At 50.7% G+C, this 12,587-nt stretch carries 10 protein-coding genes and 2 pseudogenes; 10 read left to right on the forward strand and 2 right to left on the reverse strand.

All coding sequences use genetic code 11. The features are described 5' to 3' along the window. Nucleotides 1–12: 12 nt before the first annotated feature. Nucleotides 13–1,989, reverse strand: a complete 1,977-nt coding sequence (locus tag RBRH_RS00160) for a MacB family efflux pump subunit (RefSeq protein WP_041752907.1) — start codon at nucleotides 1,987–1,989, stop codon at nucleotides 13–15. A gap of 2 nt (nucleotides 1,990–1,991) precedes the next feature. After that, nucleotides 1,992–3,182 carry a macrolide transporter subunit MacA gene (macA, locus tag RBRH_RS00165; RefSeq protein WP_041752909.1) on the reverse strand — a complete coding sequence of 397 codons (1,191 nt, stop codon included), beginning with the start codon at nucleotides 3,180–3,182 and terminating at the stop codon, nucleotides 1,992–1,994. An 828-nt stretch (nucleotides 3,183–4,010) separates the two neighbouring features. On the opposite strand from macA, the gene RBRH_RS00170 reads away from it, so the two are divergent. The 10 genes and pseudogenes from RBRH_RS00170 (at nucleotide 4,011) to RBRH_RS00195 (ending at nucleotide 12,452) form a co-directional block, all read left to right on the forward strand. Continuing rightward, nucleotides 4,011–4,154 (forward strand): burhizin family lasso peptide, encoded by a 144-nt coding sequence (locus RBRH_RS00170; RefSeq protein WP_157864295.1) that lies wholly within the window; start codon nucleotides 4,011–4,013, stop codon nucleotides 4,152–4,154. A 697-nt stretch (nucleotides 4,155–4,851) separates the two neighbouring features. Next, nucleotides 4,852–5,052, forward strand: a complete 201-nt coding sequence (locus RBRH_RS21200; RefSeq protein ID WP_415878041.1) for a lasso peptide biosynthesis B2 protein — start codon at nucleotides 4,852–4,854, stop codon at nucleotides 5,050–5,052. After that, nucleotides 5,024–6,766 carry an asparagine synthase-related protein gene (locus RBRH_RS00175; protein WP_013433809.1) on the forward strand — a complete coding sequence of 581 codons (1,743 nt, stop codon included), beginning with the start codon at nucleotides 5,024–5,026 and terminating at the stop codon, nucleotides 6,764–6,766. The genes RBRH_RS21200 and RBRH_RS00175 overlap by 29 nt, the downstream gene beginning before the upstream one ends. A gap of 16 nt (nucleotides 6,767–6,782) precedes the next feature. Next, nucleotides 6,783–7,349, forward strand: coding sequence for an ABC transporter transmembrane domain-containing protein (locus RBRH_RS20860; RefSeq protein WP_013433811.1), 567 nt, complete (start codon nucleotides 6,783–6,785; stop codon nucleotides 7,347–7,349). After that, entirely contained in the window at nucleotides 7,339–8,544 is a 1,206-nt protein-coding gene (locus RBRH_RS00185) for an ABC transporter ATP-binding protein (protein WP_269764285.1), read from the forward strand. The genes RBRH_RS20860 and RBRH_RS00185 overlap by 11 nt, the downstream gene beginning before the upstream one ends. A 203-nt stretch (nucleotides 8,545–8,747) precedes the next feature. Next, nucleotides 8,748–8,885 (forward strand): annotated as a pseudogene (locus RBRH_RS18485) (IS5/IS1182 family transposase); the annotation flags it as partial. Then, nucleotides 8,885–9,088: a hypothetical protein gene (locus RBRH_RS21205; protein ID WP_415878032.1), complete on the forward strand. Its 204-nt coding sequence runs from the start codon at nucleotides 8,885–8,887 to the stop codon at nucleotides 9,086–9,088. The pseudogene RBRH_RS18485 and the gene RBRH_RS21205, both read left to right, overlap by 1 nt. Continuing rightward, nucleotides 9,079–9,577, forward strand: a pseudogene (locus RBRH_RS00190) (transposase). The gene RBRH_RS21205 and the pseudogene RBRH_RS00190 overlap by 10 nt, the downstream one beginning before the upstream one ends. Before the next feature lie 222 nt (nucleotides 9,578–9,799). After that, nucleotides 9,800–11,398: a hypothetical protein gene (locus RBRH_RS18490; protein WP_013433816.1), complete on the forward strand. Its 1,599-nt coding sequence runs from the start codon at nucleotides 9,800–9,802 to the stop codon at nucleotides 11,396–11,398. A 613-nt stretch (nucleotides 11,399–12,011) separates the two neighbouring features. Beyond that, on the forward strand, nucleotides 12,012–12,452 hold the full coding sequence (locus tag RBRH_RS00195) for a CesT family type III secretion system chaperone (protein WP_041752914.1): 441 nt from the start codon (nucleotides 12,012–12,014) through the stop codon (nucleotides 12,450–12,452). Nucleotides 12,453–12,587: the final 135 nt, after the last annotated feature.

Below are 12,587 nucleotides of genomic sequence, written 5' to 3' on the forward strand. Positions count from 1 at the left end.
GAGAGCGTCGCCTTAATCGCGCGCGAGCGCATCGATCGGATCAAGCCGCGCTGCATTGCGTGCGGGTATGAAGCCGAACACAACGCCGATCAGTGTCGAACACAAGAATGCGGTGACGATCGAGCCGATGGAAAACACCATTTTCCATTGGGTGACAAACAAAGCGAATACGAAACGTGTGCCGAATGACAGTACAATGCCCATTGCGCCGCCAATCAGGCACACCATCACAGCTTCTATGAGGAACTGCTGCATGATGTCGCTTTGCCGGGCGCCGATGGCCATCCGGATGCCAATTTCGCGCGTTCGCTCGGTGACCGATACGAGCATGATGTTCATCACACCAATCCCGCCGATAATAAGCGAAATCATCGCAATCAGCGATAGCAAGAGCGTCAGCGTCTGACCGGTCTTCTCAGCCGTCTTGACCACATTGTTCACGTTGTAAGTGAAAAAATCTTTGCGACCATGGCGCTGCATCAACAGCTTCACGAGGCTATTCTCGGCCGTCGTGCTCGGCTGACCGTCGCGTACCCGTACCGTGAGGCTATCGAAATGGCGCTGGCCGAACAACCGACCACTTGCCGTCGTGTAGGGCACCCATACGTTTAGGCTCTTCACGTCGCCAAATGCACTCTTCTTGTCCGCCGTCACACCGATCACGACGCACGGTAGATTGTCAACAAGAATAACTTCGCCAAGTGGATTCGAGTCTGCGCCGAACAACTTGCGACGCGTGTTTGGGTCAATCACCACAACTTGTGCCTGACGGCGTACGCCGTCAGGGCCGAAACCGACACCTTGCGTGAGTTTTATCCCGCGCACCTGAAAGTAATGTTCGCTGACGCCGTTCACGAGTGCGTTGACGTCGATGTTTCGGTAGCGTAGCAGCAGACTGCGCGACGTCTCGGGCGTCACGCTGTCGACGTAGTATTGTTCAGCAAGCGCAGTCACGTCGGCGGGCATGAGCGTCTGGATCGTGTGTGCCTGATTGTCGCCCCAGTCACGGCCCGGGTAGAAGCTGATTGTGTTCGTGCCAAGGCTCGCAATCTCAGCGAGCATGTAGCGCTTCGCGCCTTCGCCGATCGCGACGATTGATACGACCGACGTAATGCCGATGATAATGCCGAGCGTTGTCAGGATCGTGCGCAGTCGGTGCGATGCGAGCGCGAGCCATGCCATCCGAAATGCCTCGGCAAAGCGACCGGCGCTTGCCGACCAGCTGCGCGTGGGCGGTGGGGGTGAGATGGCCCGCGCATCCACGGTGGCGCATACCGGCCCTAACGCGCCATCCGTGACAGGCGTGTTCGGCCGGTCCGCGACAATTTCGCCGTCGCGGATTTCGATGATCCGGCGTGCGTGCGCGGCGATATGCTCATCGTGCGTGACAATGATGACCGTATGGCCGAGCGCGTTTAGCTCTTGCAAAATCCGGATCACGTCTTGACCGCTTTTCGAATCGAGCGCGCCCGTCGGCTCGTCGGCGAGAATGACTTCACCGCCGTTCATCAACGCGCGTGCGATGCTGACGCGCTGCTGTTGTCCGCCAGATAGCTGGCTTGGCCGGTGCCCGGCGCGCTGAGCCAATCCAAGACGCGCAAGCAACCGCTTAGCGCGTGCATGCCGCGCAGCGGGCACGCTGCCCGCATAGACAGCCGGCATTTCGACATTCGCCGCTGCACTCAGGTGTGGCAGCAGGTGGTAGCGCTGAAAGATAAAGCCGAAGCGCTCGCGACGCAAGCGCGCGAGTTCATCGCTGTCCAGTTCGTGCGTCTCGCATCCATCGACCCGGTAGCTGCCCTCGCTTGGATGATCGAGGCAGCCGAGGATGTTCATCAGCGTCGACTTGCCGGAGCCCGACGCGCCAACAATCGCAACAAACTCACCCGCGTTGAGCGTCAAACTTACGTTTTTTAATACGACCACGTCGCGATCGCCGGCCGGAAAGCGTCGGGTAACGCCAACGAGTTGCAGCAGTGGCCAGGTCATCGTCACACTCCCACGTCCGACGCAGTGTTACCCGTGTCGGACGCATCGCCGATCACAACACGCTCACCGGCTTTTAAGCCGGCTAGCACCTCGACTTTCACATTGTTGTTGATGCCGATGCGGATCTTGCGAGTCTCAAGTTTGTCGCCTGCGCCCAACACGCGGACTGTGTACAGACCATCCTTGTCTTTTGCGCCGAGCGCGGCGACCGGGATGATGAGCGCGTTGCGCGCGGTGCCGAGCAGCACGCTGACCTGCGCGGTCATTGCGATGCGCAGCCGATGCCCGGGATTGGGCACCTCAAACAACGCGTTATAGAACACGGCGGTATTCGGCTTGGACGCGCCGCCGCCCATCACACCGAATGTCCCTTGCGTGTCGAGAAAGTTTTGCGGCGCGGGCTCGATCGCGCGCAGCTTACCGTAGTAGCGCTTGTCAGGCTCGCCAAGGATCGTGAAGTACGTGTTCTGGCCCGGGTACACACGCACCACATCGGCTTCAGATACCTGAGCCTTCACAGTCATCGTGTCGAGATCGGCAAGCTTCAGGATCACCGGTGCCTGCTGCTGTGCGATTACGGTCTGACCTTCCTGCGTGACAATGGCAACGACCTCACCGTCCATCGGCGCGATGATCCGCGTATAGCCGAGGTTGACCTGTGCGGTCTCGGTGTGGATGCGGGCCGAGCGGATCTGCGCGTCGAGCGATGCGAGATTCGCGCGCTGCACTTCGAGCGCCGATTTCGCGGCTTCGTAATCTTGCCGAGAGGTCGCGTCTTCCGGCAGCATCTGCTGTTGGCGACGGAATGCAAGCTCGGCCTGCATCAGTTGAGCGGCCATCGCGCGTTTCTGCGCGGCAAGGTTCTGCTCGTTGGCTTGCGCTTGGCGCAGCGCATTGTAAGAGAGCACCGGGTCGATCTCCGCGAGCCATTGTCCTTGCGTAACCTTGTCGCCAAGCTTGACCTTTAGCGATTTCAATTGTCCCGACACCTGCGCGCCGACGTCGACCTGCTTGAATGCCTGCAGCGTGCCCGTCGCGAGCACCGCGTTCTCTAGGTCGCCGCGTTCGACTTTCGCGCTCAGGTATTGCGCATGCTTGTCCCGCGCAAAAAAATGCAGTGACAGCGCGGCAACCAGAACGATGGCGACAACACCAACTACCGCGGCACGCCCATGGCGAAAATTTTTCTTCATGTATGGCGGAATTTTCAAGCAAATCCGAGCATGTGAATGCAATACGATACGGACTATGATACCGAAAGGTACTGGCCACATCGTTCTCACCTACTGCTTCATAAAATCTCGGACGCGAGGCACAGCAGAAGGAGCATTGCTGGAGCTGTCTGAGCTTGGTCGCTCTCATTGGGCACGCCGGTCTGCTGCCGCCTGGTCGAGTCATTGGTCCATTCGGATGGCAGATAAAGCTAGTAAGCTTTACTGACTGCTTGTCCTTCCTCGCAAAACCCGTTTCATTATTCAGTTAGACCATGGCAACCTTGACACAAAGTGATGCAGCATTTTATGCTGCACGACCACGCGCTGTGGTTCTAGGTGTGACACCAGCGGGTTAACATCGTTGCGCTGGATTAGCAGCATTCGGCCCCGGCAATAGCTGATCAACCTGCAGCGACGATCGCTATGCCGCACTGCTTCGCTCGAATGTCCCAGATACTCTTCAAATGGAGTTTTCCAACCCATCACTTCTCCAGGCAAAAACAAAGAAGCTTTTATCACGGCTTAATTCTTAAGGTATCTTAAATTTAGCCAGTGTTGTACTAGTACTCAGCCACGACATGCGGCATCCCTTGGTGTGATGCATGCGGTGTTTCCTTCAATTTTCATGCTTGCATTTCACACTTTAGGTCTGGCGTCAACGAGGTTTGCAAAAAAAACAACGCTCAACCTTTGCAGTATTCTATTTCTTTATTAAGCTGTCTACACCTATGCCGTTTAAACGACATAGGCTTGGAAGCCACTTATATACATGGGTGGCGCTTTCTTAGCTACGGAAAGGAGATTCTCATGGATCAGCACCAAAGTATGCATCAGGAAGCAKTGGACCTCTTGTTGGATGATGAGTCGCTGATGGAGCTGTGTGCTTCCGAATCGACTCTAGGCGGTTCAGGGAAATATAAGGAAGCTGGCGTTGGCCGCTTCCTAGATTAGTAGCTTGAAAGACTACGCTAAGCAATACTCCGAGCACCAGTCTATGTGGACTTAGCATTCATTGTGAGTGGTGTGAGGGTTTGCTTAGCGTATCCTGGTAGCCACATTATGAAATAATAATATAAAATGCCGCATCATTTAATGCCCAATGTATTTGGAACTTGTTTTTCCAAACAAATCATTTTGCTCGATGTGGTGCGGGATCGATACGCTGTCTTGTCCGATACACAGTCCGCAGCACTGGCACCGCACCTCGGTCTCGATGATAAACTTTTTGCGCAGACTGATAGCATTCAGAGCACTGCCATTCTGGAAAAATTAAAGCGTGCTAACTGGATTAGCACCAATTTATTCCCAGTCATTGACGCTAAGTTAAACGCGCTTAGCCCGTCTCCGAAAACGGGGGGAATGTCTGCCAATGGCTGGAAGCTGCCGGATGAGGCGTTCGCGCATCGCCCCGCTTGGGCAAGTATTGCCAAAGCCACACTCATCTTGCGATCCGTGCACAAATGCGCCGCACAGCATGGACTCGCCGGGCTGCTGCGACTTTGCGACCAAGCTCACCATGAGGCTGCAGAGCACCTGCGTTTTGGCCAGCCAGAAGAGTATGCACCGTTCGTGAACACGCTCAATTGGGCATGCCCTGTTTTATCCTCGGTCAACCAAGTGTTTGGAATGGTCCGTCGCGCTGACGTTGTTGTGCGCGCGTGCCAGTTTGGCATTAAAATTAGTTATTGGCGTCCAGTCCTTTCCCTTTTATGCGCATGCATGGTCGGAAGCCGCAGATGTAGTGATTGGCGACAGCGCGCTTAGAAGAAAAGAACTTTCCGTCATTTTGGAATTTCCTCATCCCCTGTTAGATCTTTCCCATGGCTCTTCTCGGCATCGCCTATCCTAATACGCAGGATTTTTTGGCACAGAACCGGGACTGGATGCTTGTACACGATCAATCCAACCGGATTGCAGGCGCACTTTGGCATCAACAAGATAGTGCTGGCCAGCGTGTCATACGCGGGCAATTGGGTACGTACTTCTACTGCTTCTATGGCGCAGCTTTTTCGAAGCTAAACCATAGTGAAATCCAGGAAGATGATCTAAAAAAGATTGCGGCAGAAGGCCCTGCACGGTTAATGGCCCATTTCTGGGGAAAATATTTATTTATCTGCTTTGACCAGGCTGCCAGGAAATTCATCTGCTGCAGCGATCCAAGTAGTCAGTGGACTCTATATTGGTCGTGGTCCAGCCGTCATGGTTTGCTGTTTTCAGATACAATCACGTGTTTGCATCAAGCACTCGTGGAAAATGGCGAGCGACCAGCATGGAATAAAGCGTTTTTTACAACATGGTTGCGGACAGGTTCCGTACAAAATGGTGAGCTGCCTTTTGATCGTATCAATGAAATTCCGGTAGGATGCGCTGTTTCCTATACCGATGGCGGTAAGCCGCAACTCTTGACGGTCTGGGACCCACTCAAACATGCAATAAAGGGTCACGGCGAGACCCCATTTGACATTTTAAAAAACTATCTTAACAAGTTTGTCTCATTGGCCGAGCGGCCCGTTTTAGAACTCTCCGGGGGGCTGGAATCCAGTGCCGTGCTGCTCGCGCTGCGAGCGTTATCGTCCGCTGAACAGCCGCTATTTTGCGCGCATTATTACCACGCCGATGTGGCTTCATCCAACGAGCTTGAACATGCGCGTGCTGTTGCGCAAAGTACGCGGGCTTGCCTTCATGAGGTGGATGCAAAGATCTTATCATTTGCTCCCGTTCAATCCGTTCCGCGTGTCGCCAAACCGCATATCAGATATTGCTTGCTCGCGTTTAATCAATATTTTGCAAACCAACTTGAAAAGCGGGAAAACACCCAACTTATCAGCGGGCATGGAGGAGATTCCCTCTTTCTATCCCCTCCGCCTTTCGGTGCACTTGCCGATGCGGCACTGGCATGGCAATGGCGGCGACTCGTCCGTGTTGCGATGGACTTGGCACTTATTCGCAGAGCCTCCTTGGTTGAAGTGGTCACAAGCGCGGCTCGATCGCTGTTTTCTGCGGATCCTTCTGAAAATATCAGCGGTACATTCGACCTGCTGTCCACAGATGCGCAACACGAACCGTTCGATCGCCGAACCCCTCTCCACCCGTTCCTTCAGCAAACGAAGATTCGTTTGCCCGGCAAACTATACCAGTTGTTTTTGGCTTTTTTGTCGCTTGACGATATCCGAGCGCCATCCTATCCATTTACCTCCCGAACGCACTACCCATTCCTCTGTCAACCGATGGTGGAGTTTGCGCTGTCAACGCCAAGCTACGATCATTTCGAAGGGGCGCATAACCGCATCGTTCTGAGGAAGTCCGTCTCAGCTGCCACAGGTTACCCGAACCTGTGGCGGCGAAACAAAGGCGAAACATCGGGTATCGATTTACTGGGCATACGCGACCATAAAAACCACCTGATGGCGCTTTGCCTCGAGGGATTTCTAGCCAAAGAAGGTTATCTCGATTTAAAGCGCACACGTGCCGCAATTGACAATAGCAGCAAAGGCCATAGTAATTATTTTATGGACCTTCTTCATCTATACGCCGTCGAGCTTTTTATCCAAGGATGGCAATAACAGCGGTTAAAATGACATGCGGCACGACGCCTTCAAAACGATCCTTTTCTTACTGCGCTGTTTGTGGACGCCTGAGTGGCATGCACGGCTTCAGACAATCGCAGCCATTGTCTGTACCGGATGCTCGATTGGGCTCACCGTTATCGCGCCAATGCTGCTTAAGTGGCTCATTGACGGGTTTTCCGATGCGTCACTTTCGGCGGTGAACGTCTACCTTTTGTGTGTTGCCTACGGTGGGGCATGGTTTCTATCACAAGTAATGCGCCGCTGCGAGCAGTACTTGTTTGTGTTGATTCATGAGCGTATCAAACGCACGATTACGCTCAATTACGTCAGCCAAGTGCTCGCTCAGCCCGCTGCGTCGCTGAGCGATCATCAAACCGGGGCATCTGTAAGCGAGGTCTCGCGTGCGCAAGACAGTGTGCTGCGCGCCCTTATCGGAATCTTTTGGAGCATCGTACCACTTTGTGTCGAAATCGTGGTTGCCGACATCATCGTATTTTCGCTTTTTGGTCCTATCTATGCGGCCGTCTTGCCTTGGTTTTTTAGCAATTTATCTTTATTCAACTGTGTTGACGGCTAAACGCTGCGAGTTACTGCAACGCAAGAAAAACCGGGCGTCGGATAGGGCATCTGCTCGTTTGGTCGATACGTTAACGCATGCGGACACGGCTAAATCCTTTTCAAATGAAGCCAATGAATTGTTCCAACTTGATCGTGTCCTCAAAGTACGCGAAAAAGCGAGCCTTCATATCACGCGTAAAATGGAGATGTTTGGCGCACTCCAATTACTAATCGTTGGTATCGGACTGACCACGCTTACCTGTTTGGCGGGCAGCGATATCCTTGCGCACCAGCTGACGATTGGTGATTTTGTGCTATTAAACAGCTACTTACTGCAATTTACCTTGCCACTGAGCACGTTCGGCTATGCGGTACGAGAAGCCCAAATCGGGTTATTCAATTTGTCGGAGTTACTGCACGCACTGAGTGTTAGACGGCGCTTTGAACCGATCACTCAAAACCTTTTCAAGGGTGCGCCCTCCATTGAATTTCGCAACGCCAGCTTTCGTCACCCGTCCGGTAAACATGTATTACACCACGCGAGTTTTTCGGTTCCCGCCGGTGCCTTCGTTGCGCTTGTCGGATCGAGCGGTGCTGGGAAGTCTACGCTCATAAAATTGCTATTGCGTCTGTACAAGCTTGACGAAGGGCAAATTTTCATCGATGGCCAGCCAATCGAGTCCTTTTCCGAATCGCAGCTGCGTCAGTCGATTAGCTATGTGACGCAGGATGCCCATTTGCTGGATCGCTCAATACGCGAAAACATTTGTTTTGCCTGTCCGCAAGCCTCCGATGTGGAACTCGAACAAGCTATCCGTTGTTCTGCGCTTACACCTGTTATTGCCGCGGCGAGTCATGGCCTCAACACGCCAATTGGCGAGCGAGGTAACAAATTGTCCGGTGGTGAACGACAACGTGTGGCATTGGCCCGTGCTTTCTTGCGGAACAGCCATTTACTACTTCTTGATGAGCCGACCACGGCACTTGATGCACACACCGAGGCTGATATTTTTAAGCATCTTTACGAACGCTACCATCAAACCACCCGGCTCGTTGTCGCACATCGGCTTTCCGCTATCCAGCATGCTGACTTAATTTTAGTCTTACAAGAGGGTTCCATTGTGGAAGCTGGCACGCATAGTAGTTTATTGGCGCAACATGGTGTCTATGCCAGTCTTTGGCGTAAGCAAACTAGTTTATTGGCAACAGAATAAAGGTCATAAAAGCCGGCCGAAATTAGCCAATATTCGTAGCCTCACAAATTTTCCAATGCCCACCTTTCCTAAATTTTATTATCTGGTCCCAAATAATCCGCAGACGCTGGTGCAGTAAGGCTCTGAGGCCAGAATGGTGTTGTGGGATTTGCAAGAGGCAGGCATATTGAGGCGAGATTCCTGCAAATTTCGACGAGGTTCGGATGGGTCCGAAGACGCCGGTGCCAGAGGGAGATTTGTTTCGCCAACCGCTGCGCGAGCAGATCAACTTGAAGCATCCGTTGGTTCGTCTGGCTGATCTGATCGACTGGGACCGATTGAGCACTGCGATGAGCGCGAGTTGTGCAACGCGCTGCGTTGGCTGGCTCGTGCAGGCGCTGCGTGGCGCATGCTGCCGGCGAACTTTCCGCCATGGAAGGCGTGGTGTATCAGCAAACTCAACGCTGGCTGTGAGCGGGCTGCTTCGAAGCGATGGTTCAAGATTTGCGTTCGGTGCTGCGTGTTGCGTAGGGCCGGCAAGCTCAGCCCAGTGCGGTGGTTCTGAACGAGCGTACGTTGCACTCGAGCTGCGAGAGTGGCCCACGCGCAGGCTACGACGGCGACAAGCGCAAACGGGCAAGCACGGTGCATAGGGCCGTCGATACGCTCGGGCATTGGCTGGCGGTTCATGTCACGCCGGCCAATGAGCAAGCGCGCGCGCAGGTTCCGGTGTTGGCACAAGAGGGACAACTTGTGAGCGGGCAGAGCGTAAAGCTTGCCTTTGCCGACCAAGGTTATATAGGAGAAGAGCCTGCGCAAGCCGCGCAAGATGAAGGCATCGAAGTGCAGGTTATCAAACTGCCAGAGGCAAAGAAGAGCTTTATCCCTGCTGCCGCGCCGATGGGTCGTCGAGCGCAGTTTCGGATGGCTCAATCGCTTTCGAAGGCTCGCTCGCGACGACGAGCGTTTGCCTGAAACGCTCGTCGGCTTGCATTTCGTCGTCTTTGCCATGCTCATGCTCGTTCATGCCGCGCCTATCTTGCAAAGTGCATAACACGCTCCTGATATTTTAGGCTTATCAGACATAATCTAGCCGATCGCCGCCAAAATAAATAGAGATCACCCAAATTATTCTACCCTGAAGATTTGACCGTTGGCTGACAGTCCAAATGCTTTGTGCATTACGTAGAAAAATACGCCAATAAAAAAGGAATTTTTTGAGAATTGGAAATATAATTATACCTCAATTTTAATTAATCAAAATAGCAGAAAAATTATGTATAAACAAAAAAATTCAAAGCATAGCTCTACAAATTCTTCTAGGCCGCCCAGATCGTCGGAGACACAAACTTCTGTTTCGAAAGATCGCCAGAGCCCATTAAAAAGTTCAAAACCTCATTTCTCTAGATTCAACATTATTGGAGATCGTAGCGCTCCTGATATAAAAAATAATTCTGGCACTGCGCCTACAGGGAAACCTGCAATTAAAATAAATCTAAACGCCAACTGGGCCAATAAAGAAACACGACCAAAATGCAAATATGCTCCCGTCAACGTATCAGGCGATAAAAATAAAAATTTTGAATACATGAAAGAAGTGTTAGAAAAAAGAATTGCCACATGTAAGGAGCTTGCTTATCAAGGTGATTCAGTTGGCTGGTTCTCATTCAGGAAAAGAGAGGGTACACAAGAACATAAATGGCAAGAACATGATCTGCAGTCAAATGAAGTGCCAATTATTGTTATAAGCGGCGGGAGCGCAAATAAAATTGCAGGTGACCTTAAAAGCAAAACAGGCGGCAGCCTCGCATGGCATCCAAAATATATGCGAGATGAATCAATTTATTTGCTTGTTCATGAGACAGAGTTCAAATGCTATGAGGCTGCTCTTAACGAAATGATGGAGCAATATAAAAATTTGCACCTTGTCGGGTGGTACGGCGGTAGCTTGACCGGTTTCGGCGCTGCGCGCGCTGCAGCCTTGGCGTTTGCAGATACACTGCCATATCGTCCTCAGCAAATTATAATGATGGATCAGGACGTTGCTTTAACCGAAAATACTAGACACACCAACCCTGGTATAAAAACCCAATTAAACAATAAACATAAAAATACTCAAAAATCCATCATTGGACTTGGAGTTGGTTATCCTACACGTGAAGCTCCTCCGAAACACTTTGGATTCGAAAAAAATGAATATTCCCCCAAAAAACCAAAAACGGCAAACGAGCGATCAGTTCTATCGCCAGCACAACAATACGTTTCTATAAAATCTCCATTTCGCAAAAAAGGGGAAGATGGAATCTATGCTGCGTATATGGTTGCAGGCGGAGAAGACATGCTTATGGGAATACAGCAAGGCTTAATCCAAAAATTTAAACAAGAAGGCGGTCGAAATATTTTAAAAAATATCGCCTTAATGGAAGGAAAAATTGTGAAGAAGGAACTCAAGGGCCAGGAGGATGAACTCAATCACTATTGGAAAAAAATGCGCCCCGAAACCCTTAAGAAGCTTTTTGAAGCGGAAAAGGATACCCAAGTTGAATTTGATGGGAAAACCATGAGTTTAAATGAACTCATGGAGCATTTTAAAAAGCAAGGATATATTGAGCAACACCCAAGCCCAGAATCACACAACGTCGCAGCATGTATTATAGAGCGCATTATATTAGATTATCATAAACAAAAATCTTCCGATAATCAATCTAATACAATTTTTAACACTTGGACCAAGAGCCCCCTTGAAGGAGCGACTTCAGTCAAAGCTCTATCAGCAGTTTCAACGGTGTCCGACCCAATTGGTTCACCACTATCGGCTCTTCAACAATCCGGGCGCCTCCGCGTTTCTGGACGCTCTCGCTATTATTCGGAATAAACAATGATTTGACTAATTTTAAATTGCATTTTCAGCGCGCATAATTCAAAAAAACATTTTTGGATTAGAGCAAAATACCCCCAACCGCATTAAACTTGCCAAAAGGTTTCGATTGCAACAGGAAAATACAAAAACTCATATTTAACATGAAATTAATTATAGGATAAAATGCATAAACAAATGGAGCCGCACGGGTGTAAGTGGGCAACCGAGAGAATGCACATCGAAATTGATGCCGTAAACCATCTGGATTTTTATTTTTAACAAAATATTTGAGCAATATTTTTTACAAAAATGTCGGCTATTAATCAGCGCAGCCGGATGCCAATAAAATTCACACATTTTCCGCTTTGCTATTCTGAGCGGCATAGAAATAATGCACATGATCACCGATTAATCCATGGAAATGAAATTAACGCCCACATGCCGCGAAATTAATTTTTTTCAAAAAATATTTAATACAAACAAGCCTTTCGACATAAACCATCTGTCTTGATAGAATTTTCGCAAATTATGGCCAAATGCCTAGAAAAAAGTTTTTTTAGATTTTCAAAACAGCGCTTCACTTTTTGAGCGGTCATGTGCTATTGCATCTATTGGCAGTAAAAATATTATGAATCATTTTTTTGCAGTCATGCACTTTCAAGCTAAAGAACGCGTGCGTAGGTGTCTTGAAGCACTTGGTCAACGTCACCGCATCGCCGGCTTGACACTGGATGCCAATGACGAGGCAGGGATCGAGCTAGCGTGGGGGGAGCGTTTGTACCTAAGGTTCAATGCTGAATCAAACAAACTGTATATATACGCACCCTTTGCGCCGTTGAATGATGCTCAGGATGGGCAAGTTCTTGCCGATATGTTGCGTTTGAATTGTTTGGAAGTAGGCACGCGTGGCGGTGTGATTTCAGTTTCTGAGCCGATGGACGCATTCGTCTATCATCTCGGTTTGCCTGTCGAGACGCTTAAGCCTGATGCGCTTGAGCAAGCAATCGAAAAATTTATCGAAGAACGCCAGCGCCTAGCTCAACGGTTTCGACAAATCCGGCAACTTTGACGTCCTTTGAAAGCTTGAGCAGCGCTGCGTGTGAACGATGCTTTACCCTATCGGCGAACTCAAGCAACAATCGTTGGAGCACTGAGATGTGCGGATTTCGCTCGGCAGTTTTGAACAAAGCGCTGGACACGCCGC

Source organism: Mycetohabitans rhizoxinica HKI 454 (assembly GCF_000198775.1).
Lineage (GTDB): Bacteria > Pseudomonadota > Gammaproteobacteria > Burkholderiales > Burkholderiaceae > Mycetohabitans > Mycetohabitans rhizoxinica.